The sequence below is a fragment of the Vallitalea sediminicola genome, assembly GCF_054408565.1.
This window is the reverse complement of the sequence record NZ_BTPT01000029.1, coordinates 25,095-50,231: the sequence shown is the minus strand read 5'-3', so window position 1 is coordinate 50,231 and position 25,137 is coordinate 25,095. Positions and strand designations below refer to the sequence as shown.

Below are 25,137 nucleotides of genomic sequence, written 5' to 3'. Positions count from 1 at the left end.
TTGATGAAGTCTTTACAAGAGTATGAAAATTTTTATAATGATAGGTTAAAACCTAAGTTAAATGATATTGAACAACAAAGAACTGCAATAAGAAGTAAGAGGAATAGAGCTTTGATTATCTATTTTTCCATAGCTGCAATATTAGCAATAATCATTATATCATCCACAAGATCACTCTTTGCAATATTCATTATATTTGGGTTGATTATTATTGGATTAATAATTGTTTCAAGTTTTAGTGGTAATTTCAATAAGATATTCAAGACAGAGATAATCAATGAAGTTATCAAGTTTTTTGGAGAAGACTTAACTTATACACCAAAAGAGCATATAACAGAAAGAGAATATAAACAATCCAATCTTTATGGAAGTTATGACAGATATAATGGAGAGGACTTGATTTCTGGAACTATATTTGTAACAGATGAAGATGAGAGAAATGGAAATGGCATTAATGTGAGGATGTCTGAACTACATACTGAAGATAGACATACTGATAGCGAAGGTAAAACACATTATTCAACTATATTCAAAGGAGTTTTTATGATAGTTGATTTTAATAAATCATTCAAGAGTTCAACATATGTACTGAAAGACAGTGGAATATTGAATTGCATAGGAGGAAAGTCAGGAACCAGTAGAGTCAAGCTTGAAGATGTAGAGTTTGAAAAAGAATTTGAAGTATACAGTGAAGATCAGATTGAAGCAAGATACATATTAACACCTAGCTTCATGGAAAAACTTAAAGGATTGAAAGATAAGACCAAAGGAGAAATGAGGATTGCTTTTAAAAACAATCAAATGTATTTAACAATATATACTTATGACAACCTACTAGAAGCAAGTCTTGGACAGTCGTTAGAAAGATTTGAAGATTTAACAATCTATTATGAACAATTGAATTTTTATTTTAACATTATAGAAGATTTGAGTCTTAATAATAATATATGGAATAAAGATTATTAATTAGTTATCCAAGGTATCATGGCAAGTTGATAATTAAGTCAGTGTAGAGTTATCTATACTAGAAAAGTTAAGGAGAGATGAAAATGGTTTATGCAGTTATTGGAGTTGTACTGATATTTTTAATTGGTATTATGATGTATAACAGTATTGTTAGAAAGAAGAATCAAATAAAAAATGCTTTTGCAGGGATTGATGTTCAACTAAAAAAACGTTATGATTTGATTCCTAATCTTGTAGCAACTGTTAAAGAGTATATGCAGCATGAAAAAGAGTTATTGACTCGTATTACAGAGTTAAGAACTAAGGCAAGTAGTCCTAATCTAAGTAATAATGAGAAATTACAATTAGACCAACAGACTAACTCAGCTATGAAAGAATTCAATGTAGCAGTGGAAAATTATCCAGACCTAAAAGCTAATACTAATTTTGTTAATCTACAAAGGACCCTTTTTGAAGTGGAAGAGCAGTTATCTGCGGCTAGAAGATTCTATAATTCAGCAGTAACTGATTATAATAATAGTATCATGACTTTCCCTAGTAATGTAATTGCTTCTATTGGTGGTTTTAAGAGTGAGGAAGTATTCAGCATTAGTAGTGAAGAGAGGGAAAATGTTAGTGTGAAGGATTTGTTTTGATAAGGGAATAAAAATGGAATTATAATGTCGTGTTATGGTGTGATTGAACTAAACGGTGCAATGAATTGATATTGTACTGTTTAGTTTTTTTGTTGTATTAATGTGGTTTAGAGCGATTGTTTGTGATTAGGAAAACGTGTCGTGTTAATGTCGTGTTGCATGATGTTATTATTAATTCAAGCAAAACATGTTTTTGGTAGTAATTAATACGTACGTTATTGAAGTATAAAATAATAAACAATTTAGGAGGTATCAACAATGCCACAATATACATCAAATATGGATTTGTATAAAGTAGATTTAGAAACAGATGGTAATTCCACATTTAACATTAAGACTATGTTAAATGATAATTGGGATAAGATTGATAGTAAATATGATGAACAGGAAGGGAGGATAAGAGGAAATAGTGAGGTTGTTAATGAAGTTAAAGAGGATGTAGGTGATAAGAGTGAGTTAAAGACTGAGGAAAAGAGTAGTTTGGTTGGGGCGGTTAATGAGGTTAGTACGGGTATGGCTGATATTGCGAAGTTAATAGATAAAAGTGTTTCAAATATTGTGTATTATGTAGATAATAATTATGGAAATGATTCCAATAATGGTTTAACAGAAAACACAGCTTTTAAAACTGTTGAAAAGGCTTTTGAGCTCATACCCTATTTTGCAATAAGAAAGTATACTATAAAAATAAAAGGAAACTATAATTCAAATATTAATTTAACAGGGTATAAAAATAATGGATATCTACCATTCATTATAGAACCTCTAACCCTCCATTCTGAAATTAATGGACAGCTTAACTTAAGAGCATTTAATAGTTCAGAAAGTAATGGTAGTGGCATAGTAATTAGAAATTTTACTTTAACTGAAACTTCATACTTTACAAATTGTAATTGTTTATACATAAACAATTGTATAATTAAGAAATGTATTTGTTTTACATTAACAAATTGTAGTGTAATATATTGCACATTCTTTAATTGTAATACTTGTATTAAAGCAAGGTATTTTAGTTCTATATATAGCAATTACAATCAGGGTACTGGTGAAGAGTATGGGCTTTATGCTGATATTAATTCTGTTATTGGAAAAAGAGGACCTCAACCAACAGGAAATATAGCAAATGAGTTTATTGGAATTGGGAGTGTTATCAAATAATGAAAAAGCTTAAAATTTATGATAAATATTTCAGAATGGATAATAGAATAATTGAAGTTGAAAGACTAGTAAAGACTTCAAGTTCAATAATAGGGATTACAGGGAGTAGAGAAATTTTTAGATTCAATGATATAAATAACTTTTCTATATTCTCCCTTGATAAAGGGGTTAAATGGGATATATCAGATGAAGATACTAAAAATTTACAGAAGGAAGAAATAATTAAGGAACTAGCAGAAGAAAAGTTAAGAAATATTCAAAAAAACAATGTTATTAGTGAAATAACAAAAGAATTAGCTAGTGTTAAATTAGATATTATTAAGATTAAAGGGAGTGAGGTATAATGAATTTTTGGAAAATGGCTTATAATATGAATTGTATAGACGCGGAACAATTAAAGGGGGCTGTAAAAACAGAAATTAATAAATTTGGAGAAATTACAGAAGAAGAATATAAAACTATTACTGGATTAGATTTTAGTGCGTCATAGGATACTTTTATGCATTAAAAATACAATTATCCATCATCATTATTTTCACCTTTATCACCATGATCTTCTTCTGAAGGTGAAAATATAAAATGAATATAATGTTTAAAAGTACCAAATATAGTTTTAGCTTCAGTATATGTATTGATTTTTTTGATCTTATCTAATTTAACAAGAGATAATACTTTATATATAATGAGAAGCATTAGAGCTAAATTTAATAATATTAATGGTGGTAAGTAACTTGTCATATTTATCACCTTTTTATATAAAAATTATATTTATAAGAGTATATGTCCAAATATACAAGCTTAGAACAACAAGCAAAATATGATATGCTTTCATCTTTGAAAATCAAGAAAAACAAAAAGCCTAAACCTCTTATATAACAAGGATTATAGGCTTTTACTTATCTCTAAAAATATTCTTAAATAGCTTTTGACTTTTATTGTTGTTTAATAAGCTTATAAACGTATTCAAGCTGAGTATCTATTTTTTTCATATAATCATCATAGGTCAACTCTACTGGATAATCAGGTTTAACCCCAGATGTAAGAGGTATATTTTTAACTGGTTCTTCGTGCATAACTAGTTGCTGCAATGGTATAGTCAGTTGTAATTTTGTATTTGGAAGATACCATGTAGGAAGAATACCTGCTGTTGTGCTATAGTAATTTCCAGAGGCTTCTTCCCCCACTAAATATCCTTTTTTCAACTCTTGAATTCTTTGAGGGAAGATAGATCCACAAGAAAATGACCCTCCGTCCACTAGAGCATATACATTACCTTTGAAATTATTTTCTTTCATAGGTTCAACTTTCTCTAACTCATAAGAATAAAGATCATCTTTTATAAGTTTAACTCCTTCTTCTGCCAATTGTTCTTCTGTCATTCCTTCAAGTTCTGATAGAGAATCTGTCATTTCTGTAAAACTTTCCATGCTTTGTTGACTTTCAGTTGTGAGCAAATCATTTCTTACCAAGTCATAATCTTTAATAGTTTCACTTAGTATAGCATTAAATGGTTCTGATTTTAAATATGCCAATATGTAATTTAGAAGTTCAAGATCTCCACCTAAATTTCCTCGTACGTCAAAGATTATATTTTTTATTTTATGGTAGTTAACATCTTCAAAGAATTTATCAACATATAATTTAAAACCATCGTAATCACTAGGAGCAAAAGTAAAAATTCTAAGAACAGCAGCATTTTTTTCTGGATAGAATTCTGCTTTTAACGGTTCTAGTGGATTACCATAAGAGTTTTTAATATAATTGGAATGTGCGAAAGTATATATTTTCTGTGTATCCACATCTTCAGATTTAATGATCACTGTTTTAATCTTATTATCCTTCATATTTTTAAATTTAATTGTATGTTTACCTGTATACTTAATCATTTGTGGATATAGAGAGTCAAGCATATCTTCTAGGATTTTATAGGTTAATCCATTTGTTCCAGTTTCAGTTCCAGTAGAATACATTAATTTGGATACGATATCAGGTACTTTATCGCCATTTATTTCTAGAATTTCAGAGCCTACAGGAATATAATTATTAATAAAATCACAATACATTTTTTTATTAATAAATTTAATTTTCAATGGTAGATATGATTTATCCTCGTTTGTATTTAATGAAAATCTCTCGCTTGACATGATAGATGTATGACCATCATTGATGGCATTGACAATATACGATAACTCATTGTAAAAATCACGAATGGTTGTTTTGTCATTTATCTTGGATTTGGCTTTTAAAAATAGTTCGTCTAGTTTTTCTTTTTTTACACTTTCATATAGATTACCATGATTCTTTTCTAATAGTTCTTCAAAAACTTGTAAATCTGCTAGGTATGCCTCTTTGCTATACTTTAGTTCTTCTCCATAAGCAGTTGTTGCCGTAAACGATAACATGCAGATGATGATAACACTACTGATTATTCTTTTCATTTGTTGTATCCTCCCTATTGACTTTTAATATGTTTTTTGTTTAGATTAATTTCGTATCTTTATAAGTATTACTTTATAAAGATGAGTTATGGAATCAATTACCATAATTATATAATAGATGATTAATCTTAATTATTTCTTAAATTTATCTGAACTTTTTCTTGTTTATCATAGTAATATTAAGTATATGGGATTGATTTTTACAAGCAAAATATGTTATACTTAAAAAAATTAAATAGAAACCTTCAGGGCAGGGTGTAATTCCCGACCGGCGGTAAAGTCCGCGAGTGAAAACTGACTTGGTGAAATTCCAAGACCGACAGTAAAGTCTGGATGAGAGAAGGAAATAACAAAAAAGTTTATTTGAAGACTTTTGTTATTAATTAGTCAATGTTAATTATATTTATTAATATTTCATTTGACTAACTCATGTATGAATATATAACCTTGGAGAATTTTTTCTTCAAGGTTTTTTGATGCATAACAATTAATTATATTTTATATGAATTAATTGTATGAAATTATAATTAATTATACATACATCAGTATTTAACAATAGATACTAACTATCATTTTATTATCTATTGCAAATCAAAAAAATCACTTCTCACATCAATCAACCTTGCAGATTTCTACTTACAATTAGTATAACCACGTAACATTATGTTACGAATACTTTGTATTAGGAGGTAGATAAATTGCAATGGAACAATTAAATCCCCAGGAACTAAAAAACAAAGAAAATACTTACAATGAACATATTAAGTACATGCAAAGAGCCATAGACCTATCTAAAAAAGGTATAGGATATGTTAACCCAAATCCACTTGTTGGAGCCGTTATCGTAAAAGACGACTTAATAATAGGTGAAGGCTATCATGAAAAAATAGGTCATAACCATGCTGAAATCAACGCTCTTAATAACTGCAAAAAAAGAACAAAAGGAGCCACTATGTACGTTACTCTTGAACCCTGTTCTCACTATGGTAAAACTCCACCTTGTGTTAACGCAATAATAAAAAGTGGAATAAAACAGGTAATAGTAGGTATGAAAGACCCTAATCCATTAGTATCTGGAAAAGGAATCAAAATACTTAGAGATAATAACATTTCAGTTACTTGTGGTATCTGCCAAGATGAGATACAAGAATTAAATAAAATATTTATTAAGTATATAACAACCCAAAAGCCCTACTGCATTATGAAAACAGCTATGACACTAGATGGAAAAATCGCTACTGTAACAGGCGATTCCAAATGGATAACTAGTGATAGATCAAGAGAATATGTACATGAAATAAGACATCAGGTTTCAGCAATAATGGTAGGTATAGGTACTGTTATAGTTGATAATCCATTATTAACAACTAGATTAACTAACCAAACAGGTGTTAATCCCATACGAATTATAGTTGATACAAAATGCCGGATTCCTCTACAGGCCAGAGTACTATCAGAAAAAGGAAAAACAATTATTGCAACAACTAATGATGCATCTATAGAAAAAATGAAAGCACTAGAAAAAATGGGTATCACTATCCTAATGATTGATAAAAAGAATAATAGAGTTGATATGAATAAGTTAATGACTATATTAGGGAAAATGGAAGTTGACAGTATTTTATTAGAAGGAGGGAGCGAGTTGAATTATAGTTGTCTAGAAGCAGGTATAATCGACGAAGTATATGCTTTTATTGCTCCAAAACTTATTGGGGGACAACAAGCGATAACACCAATAGGAGGAAAAGGGATTACACAGATAAAAGATGCATATACCCTAAAAGATATCCAATTAGAAAAAATAGGTGAGGATATATTAATCAAGGGAAAGGTTAATGGGGAGGGCTGCAAATGTTCACAGGGTTAATTAATGAAATCGGAGAGATAATTAAAATAGAAAATGGAAAACATTCAGCGAGACTAACTATAAAAGCCAATAATCTCTTTAATGATATTAGAGTAGGCGATAGTATTGCTGTAAATGGCGTTTGCTTAACGGTAACAACCTATAATAAAAATACCTTTACAGTTGATGTTATGCCTGAAACTATGTCATTGACCAATATAAAACATCTGCAAAATAAACACTCAGTTAATTTAGAACCTGCTTTAAGAGTAGGGGATAGGTTTGGTGGACATATTGTTACAGGACATATTGACAGTATAGGGACAATAAAAAGTCTATTGAAAGATGACAACGCAACAAGAGTAACTATTAATATTTCAAAAGACCTTAGAAAATATATTATCTATAAGGGTTCGGTTGCTGTAGATGGGATAAGTTTGACAGTTACTGATATTTCCACGGATAGTTTTCAAGTATCCATAATACCTTTAACCGGCATGGATACGACTATTCTAAAGAAGAAAATAGGTGATACAGTTAATATTGAATGCGATGTCATTGGAAAATACGTAGAAAGTATGTTGCATAATAACACAGATAAGAGTGAACCGTTAATAAATAAAGATTTTCTCAGGTCAAATGGGTTCATGTAATTAATGGTATAAGAAAAATTATATTTATACCGTAAGGTATTAATGGAAATTATATTAGATATCAAATATAGAAAATAAATAAATTTAGAGGTGAAAAGAATGAAATTCAATACTATTGAAGAAGCAATAGAAGATATTAAGCAAGGTAAAATGATAATTGTAGTAGATGATGAGAATAGAGAAAATGAGGGAGATTTATTTGTAGCAGCTGAGAAAATCACTCCTGAAATAATGAATTTTATGATAACGAATGCAAGAGGAATCGTATGTGTTCCTATGTTGGAAGAAAGACTTAATGAATTAAACATACCATTAATGGTTGATAAAAATACTGACTCCAAAAAAACTGCTTTTACTGTATCAGTAGATTATTATGAATCAACTACAGGAGTATCAGCTTACGAAAGATGTGAAACTGTTAATAAGTTAGTAGATAAAAATATAACTGGGGATAAGTTTACAAGACCTGGTCACATTTTTCCATTGATAGCCAGAGATAATGGTGTATTTGAAAGAAATGGTCATACAGAAGCTGCCGTAGATATAACCAGAATAGCAGATATGTATCCAGCAGGGGTTATATGTGAAATTGTAAATGAAGATGGAACTATGGCAAGGTTGCCACAATTAATGGAATTTGCACAGAAACATAATCTTAAAATAATATCAATAGAAGATCTGATCGAATATCGAAAACAACATGAAAAGATTATTGAAAGAAAAGCTATTGCTAAGTTACCAACAAAATATGGCAGTTTTCATCTATATGGATATATAAATAAAATAACAGGCGAAGAGCATATAGCATTGGTTAAGGGAAAAATAAATGATAGTGAACCTGTTCTAGTCAGAATACATTCAGAATGTCTAACCGGTGATGTATTAGGTTCTACTAGATGTGATTGTGGAGAACAACTTGATGAAGCCATGAAAAGAATAAGTAAGGAAGAAAAAGGTGTCATTATTTATATGAGACAAGAGGGCAGAGGAATTGGATTGGTTAATAAAATTATGGCTTACCAATTACAAGATGGAGGTCTAGACACAGTAGATGCCAATCTTGCTCTGGGATTCAAAGATGATTTAAGAGAATATAGTGTCAGTGCTCAGATATTAAAAGATCTTGGTATAGATAAAGTAAGATTGATGACTAATAATCCTGATAAAATCAATGGTATAGAGAAATATAATATTCATGTTGTGGAGAGGATGCCAATAGAGATTACATATAACAAGAATAATGTCCATTATTTAAAGGTGAAAAAACAAAAGATGGGACATATATTAAATTTATAGTTTTTATTAGTATTCGAGGTTCTATAGCAAGTGTTTAATTCAATTTATCTAAAAAATATATATTCAGAAAGGAATAGAATTGATATGATTACATACGAAGGTAAATTAATAGGAGAAGGTCTGAAATTTGGTATTGTGGTAGGTAGGTTCAATGAATTTATATCTAGTAAATTATTGGAAGGTGCAATTGATTCACTAACAAGACATGGGGTATCTAATGAAGATATTTCAATTGCATGGGCACCAGGAGCATTTGAGATACCATTAATAGCTAAGAGGATGGCTAAAACCAATAAGTACGATGGTGTTATTTGCCTAGGAGCTGTTATAAGGGGAGCTACAGCACATTTTGATTTTGTGGCAAGTGAAGTATCTAAGGGGATTGCTAATGTTTCACTTAGCACTGAGGTACCTATCATATTTGGAGTATTGACAACTGATACAATTGAGCAGGCTATTGAAAGAGCAGGAACAAAAGCAGGGAATAAGGGATTTGAAGCTGGTATGACAGCAATAGAAATGTCTAATCTGCTTCATAACATTAACTAATAGAAGTTATAGATAAAAAGGATATTCAAAAAACTTAATGCTTTTTGAATACCCTTTTTGTTAATTTATGTACTTTTGGTTATTCATAGTCAAAATTCAATGATTTGAATTCAATTGGGCTAGATAAAATAATAAGCGTTTCTGTACTCCCATATTGTTGTATTTTGCCAATTAAATATTCTAGGTCAGATGTGTTTTGACATAATACCTTAATCGTCATGGAGTATTTTCCAGTTACATGATGACATTCAATAATTTTTTTGTTCTCTTGAACTAGTGCTAAGAACTCTTTTCTTTTAGCGGATTTAATTGAAATGTTTATAATAGCTGTTACTGTTTTTCCTAATTTCTTTGGATTAACAATAGCTCTATAGCCAACGATTATGCCACTCTTTTCTAGTTTTCTTACCCTTTCAGCAACAGCAGGTGGAGTTAGTGAAACTTTTTCTGCTAATACTTTCATGGGCATTCTTCCGTCATCTTGCAAATATCTAATAATATCGTAGTCGGTTGAATCCATTTCATCCCTCCTATAAAATAATTATATTTTAACAAGGAAATTATAAATTACAGATTTTCTACTAAAATAACAATTTTTTTTTAATTGAAATATATATTTTTATAACTTAATTGATATTAAATATAGAGTTTAAAATATAAAGCTAATCCCCTTGTTTCAATATGTTTGCAAAAGTCTGACCTTTTCTTTTGCAGGATAAACATAGTCTACTTTTCTATTATAACAGAAAAATTAAAATAAATCATTAACATACTTCGATTTAAAAAGATAAAATTTTTTATTTTTAAAAGATAATAAGTCTAATTAAGTAGATATATTTTACTTAAATAAAAAAACAAAATATGGTTAATAACTTAATTAAATAAAGCAAATAATAAAATTGATATATTAACCAAGCAATTTAATTCATGATATACACAAAAAATAAATATAATGTTAATATACGAATAGAGAGAGTTATATTCAATCAAGGACTATAATTATACCCTGTAATTTGCTTAAATAATACATAAGTTTTTAACTTCAAAAAGAGAGTCGCAAATTAAAAATTACTAATTTATTTTCTCTTTTTGTAGCTAAAATATGATCTGATTGAACTGTTTTCATAATATTAGTTCAATAATGGATAATAGGTATCGAAAATTTTATTTAAGATTGGGAGGCATAAGTATATGTCAGAAAAAACGCTTAATCCTTTTAAGATTGCACAGAAACAGTTAAAAGAAGCATGCGATGCACTAGGAGAAGAAGATGCAGTATACGAGTTATTAAGTCAGCCTGAAAAAGTTTTAGAGGTTACTATTCCTGTAAAAATGGATGATGGAACAACAAAACTATTTACTGGATATCGTGTTCAACATAACGATGCATCTGGTCCTACTAAAGGCGGTATTCGTTTTCATCCTGGAGTAACAAAAGATGAAGTTAAAGCGTTAGCTACTTGGATGACTTTCAAATGTGGGGTTGTAGGTTTACCATATGGTGGCGCAAAAGGCGGAGTTATCGTTGATCCTACAGTACTTTCAAAAAGAGAACTTGAAAGATTATCAAGAGGATATGTAAGAGCTATAGCTCCAATAATTGGAGAAAGAAGAGATATTCCAGCACCAGATGTTAATACTAATGGTCAAACAATGGCATGGATGGTTGATGAATATTCAAGCTTAAGAGGTGTTGGTCAAACATTACCAGCTTCATTTACAGGAAAACCTGTTGAATTTGGTGGATGTCTAGCAAGAACAGAAGCTACTGGTTATGGCGTTATGCTTATGATGAGAGAAGCTGCTAAACACAAAGGTATGAACATAAAAGATATGAAAATTGCAGTTCAAGGGTTTGGAAATGTTGGAAGCTACGCTGCAATGTATGCTCAAGCTTTTGGAGCTAAAGTAGTTGCTGTATCAGATGTTTCATGTTGCTTATATAATGAAGATGGTTTAGATGTTAATGATATTATGAAATATACAACAGAAAATAAATTGATCACTGGATATACTGGTGAATGTGAAGAATTAGAGAGAGAAAGAATATTTGGAATAGAATGTGATGGTTTTGCGCCATGTGCACTTGAGAATTCAATTACAAGTAGCACCGCCAAAGAAATCAAAGCTAAGATTATAGCTGAAGGTGCTAATGGTCCAACAACTCCAGAAGCAGAAGATTATTTGTTAGAAAAAGGAATATTTATAATACCTGACATACTAGCTAACTCTGGTGGAGTTATTGTTTCATATTTTGAGTGGGTTCAGAACCTACATAATTACTATTGGCGTTTTGACGAAGTACAAGAAAAACAAGAAGTAAAAATGGTAGATGCTTTTGTTAAAGTTGTAAATGTTATGGAAGAAAGAAAAGTTGATATGAGAAAAGCTGCTTATTTAGTAGCTATAAAGAGCCTTGCAATGCCAATGAGGCTTAGAGGTTGGTTCTAATAATTAACTAAGGAACGATGTAGCAATGGTTTATGCATTAACTGTTCTGAGGACACGTTAAAATATGAATTCATCTAATGAAAAGTATTAGTTTAATACCCTAGATAATTGTACTCATAGATTGATTGATGAAGAATTATTTGAACCGTTCCATAGTTAAATTTTAGTAATAGATATAGTCTTCCTTAAAATTAACTACTAATAACTGTGACTAATACTTACTTTATAAATAGTATTATAATTAGTAGTAAACGAGTAAAAGCACCAAGACGTAACTTAGTGCTTTTGCTCGTTTTTATTTGCAATCATTTAAGTGACTTAACACTTTTATTATATAATAAGGATTAATTTTAAAAAAATGTTATTAGTTACATAGTGGTATTAGTTAAGAGCGCTGTTCAAAGCATGAACTAGTGTTTCTTCACTAAAATCTTTTACATGTTTTTCATATACTTTACCATCTTTAGTAATAACTGCTGAAGGGAATTCTTTTATGCCTAATCTATCTGAAATCCCAGTTGATTTATATACGTCTACTCTGTTAACAGCTATTTTATCACCAAAAAAGTTTTCGATTTTTTCTATATCTGTCAAGAATTCTCTTGAATCATTATCAATGGCGTTGTAAATATAAGTTAAACCAGGTTTTTCTTTTTGCATTATGACAGTATTGAATGCTTCGTTTTCTGCTATGTATTTCTCTGCTGCAAAACCAGCAATCGCTCCGTCACCAACAGCTGTTGCTACTTGTTTTAACCATTTTTCTCTAACATCTCCACAAGCGAAAACACCTTCAATATTTGTCTGCATTTTATCATTTGTAAGAATGTAACCTTGTTTAGTAAGATTTATCTGTTCTTTAAAAATCTCAGTGTTAGGTATATAACCAATGAATTCAAAACAATTATCACATTTTACTGGTACATTTTCACCTGTCTTAAGATTTTTAAGTACTACAGTGTCAAGATGTTCATCACCTTCAAAAGAATCTGTAATAGTATTCCAGATAAATTCCATTTTAGGATTTTTTAGAGCAGCTTCTTTAGCTATTTCATTACAATCCATGATTCCTTCATCATGCATAACTGATACAATAACTTTATTAGCGAATTTAGTTAAGAACATTCCTTCTTCTATAGCAGCGTCACCGCTACCTATAACAACTACGTCTTTACCAGTATTAGCAGCGGCGTCACATGTAGCACAGAAGGAAATACCTTTATCGAACAAGTAATTTTCTTCGTTTTTTGCTTTTGTTACTCTTGGACGACCACCTGTAGCAAGAACAACTGATTTTGCGATGAATTTATTTCTAAATGTTTCAACAACTTTTTCTTCACCTTCAAGACTTACACTCTTAACATCAGTTAACTTGAATTTTACACCCATTTTTTCAGCTTGTTTTTTCATCTGATTAGTGATTTCCTCACCTTTAGGGCTGTTTGGAAATCCAGGGTAGTTTTCTATTTCATTAGTATAAGTAGCGAGTCCTCCTACTAAAGCTTTTTCTATAAGAAGAGTACTTAGTCTAGCTCTAGCTGAATAAATCGCAGCAGTAAGACCAGCTGCTCCACCGCCAATAACAACAACATCATAATTTTCAATACGTTTTTCTCTTGGCATGACCAATCCTCCATTTAATTTGATGTAACTAAAATTAAAGTTAATATTAATAAGGAAACAAACGTTTAGCCTATTATTAATAAGGAAACAAACGTTTAAGCCTATTATTAATAAGGAAACAAACGTTGAAACATAAGTTCAAGTAACTGATTAGAAAAAATCTAAAACCCACAGATTTTTCCTAATCAGAACATGAACTAAAATGTTTAAGCCGTTTGTTACATAAAATATTTTACAAGTAATTTACTGCCGACAATGGCGCCGAAGAACATGGCAATTGCGAAGACCCAGCCTGATAGTGATAGTGAGGCTATTCCGCTGAATAGTGCACCGATGTTACATCCGTATGCAATTCTAGCACCGTATCCCATTAGTAAGCCACCAATAACTGCGGCGAATACTTGTTTCTTTGATTTGATTTTTTTGAATTTAAATTGTGATGCGAGTAGTGTTGCAAGTAATGCACCAAATATGATACCAAGATTTCTCATAGTACCTGGATCATTTAGGAATCCATTATTTAGTGTAGATTGAGCTCCATCACTACTGAAGTAATACCATTTATCTACGCTGCCACCAACTGCTTCATATATCCATGCGCCCCAATTTGCAAATACACCAGATACACCCCAAGGGTTACCAGAAGTAGCTAAGGTCACAATTTGGAATAATGATAGTAAGATAGCACCTGTTACATAAGGCCACGCATCTTTTAACCACTTTTTATAGAATTCATTTTTACTTACTTTATTAAAATATTCTTTAAACGAACTCAAAATGACACCTCCGTATAAGGCATTAATTTTTATTTAACGATTAGTGAGTTTTTTCAATGATTACTTCCCACTCGCCGTCGTCTACTTCTTCAACTTCAACGTTATGTCCATCTTTACGTGCCCATTCAGGAACATTTTTCATAGCACAACTATGGTCTATTTGAATAATAAGAATATCACCAACAGCTAATTCTTTTAATTTATTTTGACCTTTTACTAAAGGTACTGGACAAGCTTCTCCTAAACAATCTATTACAACTTCATTCATAATAATATCCTCCTATTTAAATTTTATAGTTTAATTTTTAACAATAGAGATTATTTCTATTTAATTTGAATTTTTTTATGAGACGTTAAATTAACTATCTGCTTTTGCTTTTTCATATTTAACTGCTGCAATATATAGGAACAATATGATCAGTAATTGGATGATTATAGCGCCTAACCAGCCGAACACATCAGGAAGAAAGACTGCCTTACCTTTACTTATAACATTCAGTTTCCACCATCCAAAATCATGTGCGCCCCAAAATGAGCCGATAACAAAAAATACTAGTGATAGTAATTGCATCCAGAAGCCTTCACCTACACGCATTAGTGTACCAGAAGCACAACCTCCTGCAATAACCATACCAATACCGAATAGAAATGCTCCAATAACAGTAGCAAGACTAATTGGTACTACATATCCCATTCCTGGAATTGGAAGACCGTTTTTGAAATAACCATATTTGATTGCTGTAAAGCCTATAGTCGTAACAGCAAATGCTATTAAGACAGCACGTGTAAGAGTTGTACTACCTGTTAAATAAGGGTCACGCATAGAGGCTGTAAAGCAAAATCTTGCTTTCTGCAAGATAAAACCAAATAATATTCCAGTCATCCAGAATAATAATGTGTTATTAGTTTTGAGGCCTAATAAAACACCAATAACAGCAATAAAAATTAAAACAAGAATACCGATAGGTATCTGATTCTTCTTAGGTTTTCTTCTTCTTGATCCTGCACGAGAAGATGAACTTCTCCTAATTGTAGAAGTTGTTCCATTTTCGCTCATGGTAAACACTCCTTAATGATTATTGTATAATTTCATTGAAGTGACATACTTGATTCACTTATAATTAATCCGAAAAAGTAATTATTATTACTCTTCATGAATTAATTTCACTTACAAGAAAAGTTTCATTTGCGCATATAGTACTGTTCTATTCCATATGCTTGTAGTAGAACTTTCTTGTATCATAAGAAAGATTTAATAAGATTGTTGAGTTTTTAACAATTTCCCAATTCCTATGATATCACAGAATTAATAAAATCGAATATATACTTTGCTAATACTGTATTAATTATTTTGATAGCATAATATTTAATAAATAATTCTATATATGCTAAAATAAAGTATAAAATATATATAGTAGAACCGTATTGTATTTATAAGATTTAAAATTTTATTGCAATTTTTTCTCGTTTGTTTTATAGTTATGCATATAGAAGATAGTTAATTTGATAACAAAGTTTGGAGGGATAATATGCATTTAGAATCCTTAAAGTATTTTAAAGATGTGGCATCTGAAAAAAGTATTTCAAAAGTTGCAAAAAAATCACATATATCTCAATCAGCCCTTAGCCAGCTTATACAAAAACTTGAAGAAGACTTTGGTTATAAACTGTTAAACAGAAGTAACAAGGGTGTTGAACTCACTGATATGGGAGAAATAGTCTTAAAATACTCTATTAATATTATCAGAAACTATGAGACTATGGTGGAAGAACTAGAAACCACCCTAAAACAGTATAACAAAGTAAGGATAAATGGTACTTGGGCGTTAGTTACATATTCTTTACCGTGTGTTATATATAAGATAAAGAAGAAATATCCAAACCATCAATACGAACTTATTGCCAGTACGAAGGAAGATACAGTTACGGATGTTCAGAATGATATTTGTAATTTTGGCATTGTTAATGGTAATATTAATAAAGAACATGATTTGTTTACGCATTCAATCGGAAAAGAGAAAATTGTTCTGATAGCACCGAGTAAATACAACATTCCTGACAAAATTAAACTAGAGGATTTAACAAAATACGATATGATAATGTGCAATAGTAATAATCATATTAGTCATAACTTGAAAAAAGAATTAAAAAATATAAATAAAGATCTCGACGATTTGAATATAATATTTAATGTAGCTACGGACGGAGCTGTGAAATTAGCGGTAAGTAATGGATACGGGCTTGCTTTTGTTCCGTATGAGTCCATAAAACATGAGTTGTATGAAAAAACAGTTAAAGTAATTGAAATAGAAGATGTAAGTCTGGATGACGAAATATTTCTAATAAGTAAAAAATTCAACAAGCTCACTAAAGCTCAAAAACAATCAATTGAGTATTTTATGGAAATAGGTCAAAAGAGCTTTTGCTAATTCCTAGTTACAGTAATTTCCCAAACACCGTTAAAAACCTCGTCACACGTAAAGGTACAAGTTGATTTATTAAAATATTCTTTTATTGATTCTACGACACAACTGTGATCTGTAACTAACATAAAAGATTCTCCAGAGCTTAAGGTTTTAAATTCCTTTTTAGCTTTTAATAAGGGTATTGGACAGAAATCCCCAAAACAATCAATTTTATTCATTGTCGAACTCCTTTACTTGTGTTTTTTCAGGTTGATATGTTAATAATTATATCATAACTGTGGATAAACTAAAATACAAGGGACGTTTATACTAAAAAATAACAAAATATATAAAAGATAGGTTTAATTACGTTAATAGCTAACTAGAGGTGGTTACAATTGAAGATACCTTTTAACAAACCTTATTATACTAATAAGGCGATAGAATATGTAGAACAAGCAATAGAGAGTGGTAATATTGGTGCAGATGGTTATTTTACTGGTAAATGTAAAAAACTATTAGAAAATAAATTAGGAGCAAAAAATATATTATTGACCACTTCTTGTACTCATGCCCTTGAATTGGCAATGAAATTGATTGATATAAAAAAAGACGAAGAGGTTATTATGCCATCTTATACTTTTCCTTCTACAGCTAATAGTGTTTTAGTTAATGGAGGAAAAATTGTATTTACTGAAATTAATCATGATAATCTATGTATAGATACATCTAAGATAGAAGAAAAAATAACCCAGTCTACAAAAGCAATAATAGTAGTTCATTATGGAGGTAATCCCTGTGATATGGACAAAGTGATGAATATTGCTCATAAACATGATCTTTATGTTATAGAAGATGCTGCACAAGGATTATTTAGTACCTATAAAGGAAGGCAACTTGGAACAATAGGACACTTTGGATGTTTTAGTTTTCATGAAACCAAAAATGTTTCATCTGGCGAAGGTGGGGCCATTGTCATTAACAGTGATGATGAACGATTAATTAGAAGAGCTGATTATATTAGGCAAAAAGGAACGAATCGAATAGATTTCAACAATAAAAACGTAGAGTTTTATCAATGGGTGGATATTGGCTCTAGCTATTGTCCATCAGAATTATTGATGGCATATCTTTACTCACAACTAGAAAATGTTGATGTTATTCACAGAAAAAGGCTTAAAATATTTAATGGATACGTTAAAATATTAGATAATATAAAATCAGATAAAATTCATTTTTATTCTAAAGGAAATGAGTCAGAAGCTTTTAATGCTCATATCTTCTATATTATATTTAAGAATAAAACTTATGCAGATGGATTTATGAATATGCTGAAAGATAATGATATCATGGCATATAGACATTTTGTCCCACTACACTTAAGTACAATGGGGTTGGCTCTAGGATATGAAGAAGACGATTTCCCATATGAACGGGATATATACAGAAATCTAGTAAGATTGCCTATATATGCTGATATGACAGAAGAACAATTGTCCAAGCTGGAACAAACAATTAGTAAAGCTATTATTCAAATATAATGTTAAGAAAGGAATCAACATGATTTCAATAATAATTCCTGTATACAATAGTGGAAAAACCATACTAAAAGTTTGTGAAAAAATTATCAAAACAATGATGGATAATGACATGGATTATGAAATCATCATAGTAGATGATTATAGCATAGATGATAGTTATGAAATAATGAGAGGCTTATATGAAAAATACAATCACATATCTTGTATAAAACTAAAACATAATTATGGACAACAAAACGCTTTATTATGCGGACTTAGACATGGAAATGGAGATTATTATGTTACAATAGATGACGATCTACAAAATAGCCCCAAGGATATTATGATTCTTTTTAATGAATTAAAACAAGGTTATGATGTAGTCTATGGTATACCAGATAGTAAAGTTCATAAGAATTATAGAGGGTTTGGTACTGTATTAAAAGAATTAATGTTCAACATAATTCTTCATAAACCAAAAAACATTAAACTGACTTCTTTTCGCATTATGAAAAAAAATATTGTAGGAAAAGTTGTCCAAGAAGAATTACCCTATGTTTATATATCGGCATCTATACTTAAGCATACCAAAAACATAGGTAATGTACATGTTCCCTACTATACTAGAATTTATGGGGAATCTAATTATAACTTTAGAAAATTATATAAGTTATTCATGAATATATTAATATATTATAGCCGAATTAATATATTCAATAAACGCAGGAAGAATACGCCGCAATATATTATTGAAGAAGTGTTGAAAATGGATTAACGAGTACAAGACCTACTAACGAAAGGATAAGAATTATGAAGTTAATGATACTAGGGGCATCAGGTGCTCAGCTAAATGCTATCAAAAGAGCAAAAGAACTGGGAAATAAAGTAGTAGTAACTGATTACTGTACGAATTCACCGGGAAAACTTATTGCAGATGAATGTGGATTAGCAAGTACTTTTGATTTTGAAGAAACCATGAAAGTTGCTATAGATACTAAGATAAAGGGCATTATGACTACAGGAACAGATCAACCTGTATATATTGTGAACAAGGTAGCTGATGAACTTGGATTACCAAAATTTTTATCTGTAGATACTGCTTATGCAGTGACCAATAAACGAGTTATGAAAGAAAAATTCTTAGAAGCAGGTATACCTACTCCTGATTATAGAATCATAAAAAAAGACTTCAAGGATAGTCAGTTAGAGGGATTAAAATTCCCTGTAGTGGTAAAACCTTTTGATTCTCAAGGACAAAGAGGTATATTCAAATTAAATACAGTTGAGGATGTTAGACTTCATTTTGATGATGTTATCAAACATTCCAGAGAAGAGTCTATTTTAGTGGAGAGTTATTATAAAAATGACGAAATAACTATTAGCGGATGGGTTAGAAATGGACAAGCAAAAGTGTTGACAATCACTGATCGTGTAACTTTTGATAATGATAAATATATAGGAATATGTTCATCTCATGAATTTCCATCTAAGCACTATAAACAGTATAAAGATGAATTTATTCAATTGACGGAGAAGATAGTAGATGTCTTTAAAATTGGTGAAGGACCAATATACTTTCAACTATTCGTTGGTGATGAAGGAATAAAGGTTAATGAAATAGCTTGTAGAATCGGTGGTGCATATGAAGACGAATTCATACCACTTATTACAGGAGTAGATATCTTGAAAATGGTCATAGATTCTTCTATGGGGCAAGATATTGATTACCTCCCTCTTGATGATTATGATATTGAAAACAACAAAAACTATTTGACCGTACAATTATTCTTTGCAAACTCTGGCACAGTAGAATCAATAACAAATAGAGATGAAATCAATCGCCTAGAAGGTGTTTATAATATGAACTATAACTACAAAGAAAAAGATTTCATAAAACCAATAGAAAATGCATCAGTTCGTGCAGGATACGTAATAGTAACAGGCAACTCCAATCAAGATATCCAGAAAAAAGTTGACAACTTATATAAAAAAATGTTGATGCTTGATAAGCAAGGGAATAATTTAATTATAAACCGAGATTATTATAAACGTTATACTGATTAATATTGACTTTTTCTGACTTACTTGTACTATATATCAAATAAAAACTTTAATAAATACTAAGTATAGAAAGGATGACATACTAATGAAAGTGAAATCAACATTATTATCAACAATCTTAGTTATTATGTTATTAATGACAGCATGTGGAAAAAAACATGATAATACCGTTAAGATTGCCCAGCAATACGGTCTAGCTTATGCTCCTATTCAGATTATGAAGGAAAAAGGTTTCCTAGAAGAGGCTCTTCCTGATAGTAAGATAGAATGGGTAAAACTGTCTAATACAGTAGCTATTCGTGAAGCGGTTCTTGCAGATGATCTGGATGTAGGATTTATGGGAATTCCACCTTTCCTCATAGCTCTTGATAATGGTATGAAATGGAAAATGATGACAGGTCTTTCTAGTTGTCCCATTGGTCTAGTTACATATGATGCTGATATAAAAAATCTTAAAGATTTTACAATAAAAGATAAAATAGCTCTTCCACAACCTGGAAGTATACAACATATATTACTTGCTATGGCTTGTGAGAGAGAACTTGGTAAAGCTGATGCTCTTGACAATCAATTAGTTTCTATGAAACATCCAGATGGATTCCAAGCACTTACTGCAAAACAAGATATAAAAGCACATTTTACTTCCCCACCCTATTTATTTGAAGAATTAGCCAATGAAGAGAATCATATGGTTATAACTGGTGAAGAAGCTATGGGTAGTGAATTTACTTTCATAGCAGGTGCTTGTACTGAGGATTTTTATAATAATGACAAAGAGGAATACTCTGCACTAATTGAAGCTATTAATAAATCAATAGATTTCATGATTAATAATGAAGATGAAACTATGGATGTTTTATCAGAGTTATATCAGATGGATAAAGAGAAGTTGAAAGGTTATCTTAATTACGAAGGTATGAAATACGCTACGGAGATTCAAGGTGTTGATAAATTTGTAGACTTCATGGTAAGAAATGACTATCTTAATAAATCCTATAAAAGTGAAGAGGTCATATGGGAATGAAAAAAAAATATATACATCGATTTTTATGGATAGGATTTTTCATAATCATATGGGAAGTCACGTATTATTCTAACGTATATGATAGACAGATATTCCCTTCAATTGAGCAAATTATTAAATCATTGGGTGTAAGCATTACTAAAGGTGATTTATTAATACAGGTAGGATTTTCTTTCATTATTATTCTAAAAGGATTAGTTATAGGTATTGTCCTAGCTGTATTATTAAGTTTCTTTGATTACTTTTTCAAAAATTTCAGTAGTCTGTTAGATACGATTATTGGCATACTCCACCCTCTTCCGGGGATAGCTTTACTTCCATTAGTCATCATTTGGTTTGGTGTTGGCGAAAAAGCGATTCTTGTGATTATAGTACATTCTGTTTTATGGCCAATGACTATCAATATGAAAACAGGGTTTAGGTCTGTGGATAGTGAATATATAGAAGTTGCTAAGAATCTTGGTATGAATATTTGGCAGATTTTTTATTATGTTTTAATACCTCTTAGCCTGCTTCATATAGTATCTGGATTAAAGATTGGTTGGTCTAGAGCATGGAGAGCCCTTATCAGTTCTGAAATGATATTTGGAGCAATTGGACCCTTTGGCGGTTTAGGCTGGTTTATTTTTGAAAAACGAGTATATATGGATACGCCTGGAATGTATGCTGGTCTAGTTGTCATAATTATTATTGGTATGATTATGGAAGATTTAATCTTTGGTAAAATGGAAAAGAAATGTGGAGAACTATTATCATAAAATATTTATCTTATAGATTTTCACTTTCCAATCATATTCCATCATGTATCTAGGTATCCTTATACCATATAAAGAGTTGCTGAACTCATGAATAAGGGTACAATTTTCTGCTATATACTTGTTCATTTCATCATAATAATAATCTTTTCCATAGAGAACATTCCATTTAGGATTTCTGTGAATGTAATCCAGTTCTTCAGTGTAGATGATATACTCAATATCATTTGCAGAGATATAGTCTGCAAAAGGCATATTATTTTCCTCTAGGTAAGTTAGATTTCTATAATCAAGTAATTCATTATTATCAAAATAAAATTCCATATTGAGATTTCCTAGAGTTTTTGCATCTGGAGGAATTACACTTAAGTCATTTAAATACACGTTATAATCATAGTGAGTATATAACCTTACCTCTTTTAATGTATAATAAGAAGATAGAATAATTGATATTCCCAAAAAACATATTATTAACTGTTTTCGATAATCTACAAGCTTATATATCAAGGCAAAAGTCAGTAAATAGAAGAATGGAAAAATAAATATGATATTCGTTTGATTATATCTACCAATAATGATAAATCCTACGTTGATACCAATAATACACGTTAACAATCTTATAATAGTTATATTTGAAAATATTTCTTTTTTGGTATTATTCTTACCCCCAAAATATTTAACTAATAAATATAGAATAGATGAAACAGTTATGATTCCAAAAATAATAAGGTAAGCTTGTATAGGTGGCGTGTAATAAGTACCGCTTATACCTTGATATAACTTTTTGTAATAATATGGAATTGTTAATATTTTATCAAAAAAGCTAGAGTTAACCCCTAGGGTTTCACCAAAATTAGTATAATGAGTAATGAAATTAGAATCACCAATAAAACTTAGAATTACAAATATTAATGCAGTAAATCCAGTTGTCATGATTAGTGTTAGTAGATGACGGATTTTTTTAGATCTATAAAATACATCAATTATATATAGTAACCCAAAAACAACAGCGACAACAAAACTATTGGGATGAATACCAACAGATAAACCGATTATGAGTCCCAGTAGAATATGTGGATTTATTTTATTATTGCCAATTGGTGATAAGTAATGATAAAATCCAAGCATAAAGAAAAACAGGATAACAATCTCTTGTCGTGCAAAGTGAGAAGCATACATGAATTGTATATTTACACTAAATAGTATAGTAAGCAATACTGCGTATACATTATCTTTAAATATTTTAGTGGATATACCATAAAAAAGAATCAATGTGAATATGCCAAAAATCAAAGAAATCAGTCTGACTGAAAAGATGTTATAACCGAATACAAATATAAAAGGCATTTGTATTAGATGAAAAATTACTTTTATGCTGTGAGGAAATCTAGGATAAATATTGAAAAATGTTTCAGTACAATAGATTGATTTACTTTCCATCATATTTCTTGTTAAGCCGCTTAGCCAAGGTTCATCAGAATGAATGAAGGGAAAAATTTCTAGACAATTTAAGCTAATAATAAAGTATAATATTAGATACACAGCAATTAAAAAAAAATATTTTTTTGATTTTATCATATCAATCAATCCTTATAATTACAAAATTTAGTAGTTTGTATTATTCTTCACATAGTTATTATATTATATCATAATAACTAGCCAAATTACATGCTATATAGCAACCCTATTCAACTATCAGATACTATATCAGTAAAACTTATGACCATCATAAAATTTAATAGTGTATAATTGTCTTTATAAGAAAAAGAGTTGAGCTTAATAATTTCCCAGTTTGTATATTATTTAACAATGTTAACGTTAAATATCTAACAATTAATCAAACATATGAATTAACCAAACATAAGAATGAATACATAAGTGGATTGAAAATAATTAATAATATGATAATAATTATTTCTACTCTACTTATAGCTACAAGGTTAATATTGAATTGTAATGTTCAATATATACCATGTTTACTAATATAATCAGAAGATATTTTTAGCTGTTTCTAGTTAGAAGTATATAGGAGGAGTTAGTCATGAAGTTTAAAACTAACCATAAGAGAGGTATTTTACTTCCTCTATTGATTGTGTTTGTTTTGCTTTTTACTTCTTGTAACAATACAAGTTATAAAGGAAGTAATAATGTTGTAGAACCAACTGAAGTTAAAGAGGCAATGAATAATAGTGACGTAATTGTTATTGATGCAAGATCTCAAGAAGACTATGAAAAAGGACATCTTGAAGGAGCTATTTGCCTTAATACAGACAGTCTTACTGTATCTGAACCTATTAAAGGTATGTTAGCACCAAAAGAGCAAGTTGAAAAAGTACTGAGTGAAAAAGGAATTTCTAACGATAGTACTCTATATATCTACGATAATAGCGGCGGCGTATATTCAGGTCGTGTATGGTGGGTATTAAAAGTCTATGGTCATGATAATGTAAAAGTTATTAATAATGGTCAAAAAGGTTTAGAACTTGCTAAACTTCCTATGTCTTTAGAAGTACCAGAATTATCACCAACTGAGTATATTGCTAAAGAGGCTAACAGTGATATGATAGCTACTATGGACTATGTTAAAACTGTTGCAGAAAATGAAGATAGTAAAGAAAAGATTATAGATGTAAGAAGCAAAGCAGAATATGAAGAAGGGGCTATTCCTAACGCTGTTTTATATCCCCATATAAAAAATTTGTATACTGATGGAACATTCAAGTCAGCTAGAGACACATTTTTATTCTATAAAGATTTAGGTCTTGATAAAGATGATACAATTATTCTTTATTGTAAATCATCTTTCCGTGCAGCACAAGCAGCACTATTACTTGATGAAGCAGGTTTCAAAAATGTAAAAGTGTATGATGGTGCATGGTTAGAATGGTCTGCTGGTGATATGCCAACGGAGAAAGAAGAAAAAACAGTACCTGACTCCGGGGATGCTTCATAATTATCATGATTTTATTTAAATGGAGGGA

The 25,137-nt window shown here is 30.1% G+C and carries 26 protein-coding genes and 1 riboswitch; of the genes, 17 read left to right on the top strand and 9 right to left on the bottom strand.

The features are described from left to right. The first annotated feature begins 3 nt into the window (after positions 1–3). The 5 genes from ACX6CF_RS13385 (at position 4) to ACX6CF_RS13365 (ending at position 3,249) form a co-directional block, all read left to right on the top strand. Positions 4–966: a DUF3137 domain-containing protein gene (locus ACX6CF_RS13385; protein WP_458785843.1), complete on the top strand. Its 963-nt coding sequence runs from the start codon at positions 4–6 to the stop codon at positions 964–966. 83 nt (positions 967–1,049) lie between these two features. Beyond that, positions 1,050–1,601: a LemA family protein gene (locus ACX6CF_RS13380; RefSeq protein ID WP_458785842.1), complete on the top strand. Its 552-nt coding sequence runs from the start codon at positions 1,050–1,052 to the stop codon at positions 1,599–1,601. Between the two features lie 258 nt (positions 1,602–1,859). Further along, positions 1,860–2,759: a hypothetical protein gene (locus ACX6CF_RS13375; RefSeq protein ID WP_458785841.1), complete on the top strand. Its 900-nt coding sequence runs from the start codon at positions 1,860–1,862 to the stop codon at positions 2,757–2,759. After that, positions 2,759–3,103, top strand: coding sequence for a hypothetical protein (locus tag ACX6CF_RS13370; RefSeq protein ID WP_458785840.1), 345 nt, complete (start codon positions 2,759–2,761; stop codon positions 3,101–3,103). Before ACX6CF_RS13375 ends, ACX6CF_RS13370 begins: the two co-directional genes overlap by 1 nt. After that, the gene (locus ACX6CF_RS13365; RefSeq protein WP_458785839.1) at positions 3,103–3,249 is read left to right on the top strand and encodes an XkdX family protein; all 147 of its coding nucleotides are present in this window, start codon (positions 3,103–3,105) and stop codon (positions 3,247–3,249) included. The genes ACX6CF_RS13370 and ACX6CF_RS13365 overlap by 1 nt, the downstream gene beginning before the upstream one ends. Positions 3,250–3,275: 26 nt before the next feature. Here the strand turns inward: ACX6CF_RS13365 and ACX6CF_RS13360 are convergent, their stop codons facing one another. Then, complete coding sequence (locus tag ACX6CF_RS13360; RefSeq protein WP_458785838.1) at positions 3,276–3,497, bottom strand: hypothetical protein; 222 nt, start codon at positions 3,495–3,497, stop codon at positions 3,276–3,278. A 194-nt stretch (positions 3,498–3,691) separates the two neighbouring features. Beyond that, positions 3,692–5,197 (bottom strand): S41 family peptidase, encoded by a 1,506-nt coding sequence (locus tag ACX6CF_RS13355; protein WP_458785837.1) that lies wholly within the window; start codon positions 5,195–5,197, stop codon positions 3,692–3,694. Positions 5,198–5,434: 237 nt separating this feature from the next. Next, positions 5,435–5,546, top strand: a riboswitch (FMN riboswitch). Positions 5,547–5,900: 354 nt separating this feature from the next. Between ACX6CF_RS13355 and ribD the strand changes: the two genes are divergently transcribed. The 4 genes from ribD to ribH all read left to right on the top strand — a co-directional run bounded on the left by ribD (position 5,901) and on the right by ribH (position 9,541). After that, positions 5,901–7,064 (top strand): bifunctional diaminohydroxyphosphoribosylaminopyrimidine deaminase/5-amino-6-(5-phosphoribosylamino)uracil reductase RibD, encoded by a 1,164-nt coding sequence (ribD, locus tag ACX6CF_RS13350; protein ID WP_458785836.1) that lies wholly within the window; start codon positions 5,901–5,903, stop codon positions 7,062–7,064. Beyond that, on the top strand, positions 7,049–7,696 hold the full coding sequence (locus ACX6CF_RS13345; RefSeq protein WP_458785835.1) for a riboflavin synthase: 648 nt from the start codon (positions 7,049–7,051) through the stop codon (positions 7,694–7,696). The genes ribD and ACX6CF_RS13345 overlap by 16 nt, the downstream gene beginning before the upstream one ends. A 99-nt stretch (positions 7,697–7,795) precedes the next feature. Further along, positions 7,796–8,992 carry a bifunctional 3,4-dihydroxy-2-butanone-4-phosphate synthase/GTP cyclohydrolase II gene (locus ACX6CF_RS13340; RefSeq protein ID WP_458785834.1) on the top strand — a complete coding sequence of 399 codons (1,197 nt, stop codon included), beginning with the start codon at positions 7,796–7,798 and terminating at the stop codon, positions 8,990–8,992. Between the two features lie 84 nt (positions 8,993–9,076). After that, positions 9,077–9,541 (top strand): 6,7-dimethyl-8-ribityllumazine synthase, encoded by a 465-nt coding sequence (ribH, locus tag ACX6CF_RS13335; protein WP_458785833.1) that lies wholly within the window; start codon positions 9,077–9,079, stop codon positions 9,539–9,541. A 79-nt stretch (positions 9,542–9,620) separates the two neighbouring features. Here the strand turns inward: ribH and ACX6CF_RS13330 are convergent, their stop codons facing one another. Further along, a complete protein-coding gene (locus ACX6CF_RS13330; protein WP_458785832.1) occupies positions 9,621–10,061 on the bottom strand; it encodes an Lrp/AsnC family transcriptional regulator in 441 nt (146 codons plus the stop codon). 671 nt (positions 10,062–10,732) lie between these two features. Between ACX6CF_RS13330 and ACX6CF_RS13325 the strand changes: the two genes are divergently transcribed. Then, positions 10,733–11,992, top strand: coding sequence for a Glu/Leu/Phe/Val family dehydrogenase (locus ACX6CF_RS13325; protein WP_458785831.1), 1,260 nt, complete (start codon positions 10,733–10,735; stop codon positions 11,990–11,992). A 381-nt stretch (positions 11,993–12,373) separates the two neighbouring features. On the opposite strand, the gene ACX6CF_RS13320 is transcribed toward ACX6CF_RS13325, so the two are convergent. From ACX6CF_RS13320 to ACX6CF_RS13305, 4 genes are all read right to left on the bottom strand, one after another. Next, the gene (locus ACX6CF_RS13320; protein WP_458785830.1) at positions 12,374–13,615 is read right to left on the bottom strand and encodes an FAD-dependent oxidoreductase; all 1,242 of its coding nucleotides are present in this window, start codon (positions 13,613–13,615) and stop codon (positions 12,374–12,376) included. Between the two features lie 218 nt (positions 13,616–13,833). Next, a complete protein-coding gene (locus ACX6CF_RS13315; RefSeq protein ID WP_458785829.1) occupies positions 13,834–14,391 on the bottom strand; it encodes a YeeE/YedE thiosulfate transporter family protein in 558 nt (185 codons plus the stop codon). Between the two features lie 40 nt (positions 14,392–14,431). Next, complete coding sequence (locus tag ACX6CF_RS13310; RefSeq protein WP_458785828.1) at positions 14,432–14,659, bottom strand: sulfurtransferase TusA family protein; 228 nt, start codon at positions 14,657–14,659, stop codon at positions 14,432–14,434. Positions 14,660–14,749: 90 nt separating this feature from the next. Next, positions 14,750–15,448 carry a YeeE/YedE thiosulfate transporter family protein gene (locus ACX6CF_RS13305; RefSeq protein WP_458785827.1) on the bottom strand — a complete coding sequence of 233 codons (699 nt, stop codon included), beginning with the start codon at positions 15,446–15,448 and terminating at the stop codon, positions 14,750–14,752. A gap of 472 nt (positions 15,449–15,920) precedes the next feature. Between ACX6CF_RS13305 and ACX6CF_RS13300 the strand changes: the two genes are divergently transcribed. Further along, a complete protein-coding gene (locus tag ACX6CF_RS13300; RefSeq protein ID WP_458785826.1) occupies positions 15,921–16,820 on the top strand; it encodes a LysR family transcriptional regulator in 900 nt (299 codons plus the stop codon). Here ACX6CF_RS13300 and ACX6CF_RS13295 read toward each other — a convergent pair. Further along, positions 16,817–17,035 (bottom strand): sulfurtransferase TusA family protein, encoded by a 219-nt coding sequence (locus ACX6CF_RS13295; protein WP_458785825.1) that lies wholly within the window; start codon positions 17,033–17,035, stop codon positions 16,817–16,819. The two genes, ACX6CF_RS13300 and ACX6CF_RS13295, sit on opposite strands and share 4 nt — an antisense overlap. A 159-nt stretch (positions 17,036–17,194) precedes the next feature. Between ACX6CF_RS13295 and rffA the strand changes: the two genes are divergently transcribed. The 5 genes from rffA to ACX6CF_RS13270 all read left to right on the top strand — a co-directional run bounded on the left by rffA (position 17,195) and on the right by ACX6CF_RS13270 (position 22,159). Continuing rightward, positions 17,195–18,337, top strand: a complete 1,143-nt coding sequence (rffA, locus tag ACX6CF_RS13290) for a dTDP-4-amino-4,6-dideoxygalactose transaminase (protein ID WP_458785824.1) — start codon at positions 17,195–17,197, stop codon at positions 18,335–18,337. Positions 18,338–18,356: 19 nt separating this feature from the next. Continuing rightward, entirely contained in the window at positions 18,357–19,091 is a 735-nt protein-coding gene (locus ACX6CF_RS13285) for a glycosyltransferase (protein WP_458785823.1), read from the top strand. A 35-nt stretch (positions 19,092–19,126) separates the two neighbouring features. Then, positions 19,127–20,380: an ATP-grasp domain-containing protein gene (locus tag ACX6CF_RS13280; protein WP_458785822.1), complete on the top strand. Its 1,254-nt coding sequence runs from the start codon at positions 19,127–19,129 to the stop codon at positions 20,378–20,380. Between the two features lie 82 nt (positions 20,381–20,462). Then, on the top strand, positions 20,463–21,401 hold the full coding sequence (locus ACX6CF_RS13275) for an ABC transporter substrate-binding protein (RefSeq protein ID WP_458785821.1): 939 nt from the start codon (positions 20,463–20,465) through the stop codon (positions 21,399–21,401). Continuing rightward, entirely contained in the window at positions 21,398–22,159 is a 762-nt protein-coding gene (locus tag ACX6CF_RS13270) for an ABC transporter permease (protein WP_458785820.1), read from the top strand. The genes ACX6CF_RS13275 and ACX6CF_RS13270 overlap by 4 nt, the downstream gene beginning before the upstream one ends. Here the strand turns inward: ACX6CF_RS13270 and ACX6CF_RS13265 are convergent. Further along, a complete protein-coding gene (locus ACX6CF_RS13265) occupies positions 22,154–23,734 on the bottom strand; it encodes an ArnT family glycosyltransferase (protein ID WP_458785819.1) in 1,581 nt (526 codons plus the stop codon). The genes ACX6CF_RS13270 and ACX6CF_RS13265 overlap by 6 nt on opposite strands. A 463-nt stretch (positions 23,735–24,197) precedes the next feature. On the opposite strand from ACX6CF_RS13265, the gene ACX6CF_RS13260 reads away from it, so the two are divergent. Further along, positions 24,198–25,109: a sulfurtransferase gene (locus ACX6CF_RS13260; protein ID WP_458785818.1), complete on the top strand. Its 912-nt coding sequence runs from the start codon at positions 24,198–24,200 to the stop codon at positions 25,107–25,109. Positions 25,110–25,137 lie beyond the last annotated feature (28 nt).

Bases quoted from the DNA above. Each gene is read 5' to 3' on its own strand.
- ACX6CF_RS13285 (WP_458785823.1), top strand. From the start codon at position 18,357: ATGATTTCAATAATAATTCCTGTATACAATAGTGGAAAAACCATACTA.
- ACX6CF_RS13265 (WP_458785819.1), bottom strand. From the start codon at position 23,734: ATGATAAAATCAAAAAAATATTTTTTTTTAATTGCTGTGTATCTAATA.
- ACX6CF_RS13275 (WP_458785821.1), top strand. From the start codon at position 20,463: ATGAAAGTGAAATCAACATTATTATCAACAATCTTAGTTATTATGTTA.
- ACX6CF_RS13370 (WP_458785840.1), top strand. From the start codon at position 2,759: ATGAAAAAGCTTAAAATTTATGATAAATATTTCAGAATGGATAATAGA.
- ACX6CF_RS13340 (WP_458785834.1), top strand. From the start codon at position 7,796: ATGAAATTCAATACTATTGAAGAAGCAATAGAAGATATTAAGCAAGGT.
- ACX6CF_RS13330 (WP_458785832.1), bottom strand. From the start codon at position 10,061: ATGGATTCAACCGACTACGATATTATTAGATATTTGCAAGATGACGGA.
- ACX6CF_RS13305 (WP_458785827.1), bottom strand. From the start codon at position 15,448: ATGAGCGAAAATGGAACAACTTCTACAATTAGGAGAAGTTCATCTTCT.
- ACX6CF_RS13295 (WP_458785825.1), bottom strand. From the start codon at position 17,035: ATGAATAAAATTGATTGTTTTGGGGATTTCTGTCCAATACCCTTATTA.
- ACX6CF_RS13300 (WP_458785826.1), top strand. From the start codon at position 15,921: ATGCATTTAGAATCCTTAAAGTATTTTAAAGATGTGGCATCTGAAAAA.
- ribH (WP_458785833.1), top strand. From the start codon at position 9,077: ATGATTACATACGAAGGTAAATTAATAGGAGAAGGTCTGAAATTTGGT.
- ACX6CF_RS13260 (WP_458785818.1), top strand. From the start codon at position 24,198: ATGAAGTTTAAAACTAACCATAAGAGAGGTATTTTACTTCCTCTATTG.
- ACX6CF_RS13375 (WP_458785841.1), top strand. From the start codon at position 1,860: ATGCCACAATATACATCAAATATGGATTTGTATAAAGTAGATTTAGAA.
- ACX6CF_RS13380 (WP_458785842.1), top strand. From the start codon at position 1,050: ATGGTTTATGCAGTTATTGGAGTTGTACTGATATTTTTAATTGGTATT.
- ACX6CF_RS13385 (WP_458785843.1), top strand. From the start codon at position 4: ATGAAGTCTTTACAAGAGTATGAAAATTTTTATAATGATAGGTTAAAA.
- ribD (WP_458785836.1), top strand. From the start codon at position 5,901: ATGGAACAATTAAATCCCCAGGAACTAAAAAACAAAGAAAATACTTAC.
- ACX6CF_RS13365 (WP_458785839.1), top strand. From the start codon at position 3,103: ATGAATTTTTGGAAAATGGCTTATAATATGAATTGTATAGACGCGGAA.
- ACX6CF_RS13345 (WP_458785835.1), top strand. From the start codon at position 7,049: ATGTTCACAGGGTTAATTAATGAAATCGGAGAGATAATTAAAATAGAA.
- ACX6CF_RS13320 (WP_458785830.1), bottom strand. From the start codon at position 13,615: ATGCCAAGAGAAAAACGTATTGAAAATTATGATGTTGTTGTTATTGGC.
- ACX6CF_RS13325 (WP_458785831.1), top strand. From the start codon at position 10,733: ATGTCAGAAAAAACGCTTAATCCTTTTAAGATTGCACAGAAACAGTTA.
- ACX6CF_RS13270 (WP_458785820.1), top strand. From the start codon at position 21,398: ATGAAAAAAAAATATATACATCGATTTTTATGGATAGGATTTTTCATA.
- ACX6CF_RS13355 (WP_458785837.1), bottom strand. From the start codon at position 5,197: ATGAAAAGAATAATCAGTAGTGTTATCATCATCTGCATGTTATCGTTT.
- ACX6CF_RS13280 (WP_458785822.1), top strand. From the start codon at position 19,127: ATGAAGTTAATGATACTAGGGGCATCAGGTGCTCAGCTAAATGCTATC.
- ACX6CF_RS13360 (WP_458785838.1), bottom strand. From the start codon at position 3,497: ATGACAAGTTACTTACCACCATTAATATTATTAAATTTAGCTCTAATG.
- ACX6CF_RS13310 (WP_458785828.1), bottom strand. From the start codon at position 14,659: ATGAATGAAGTTGTAATAGATTGTTTAGGAGAAGCTTGTCCAGTACCT.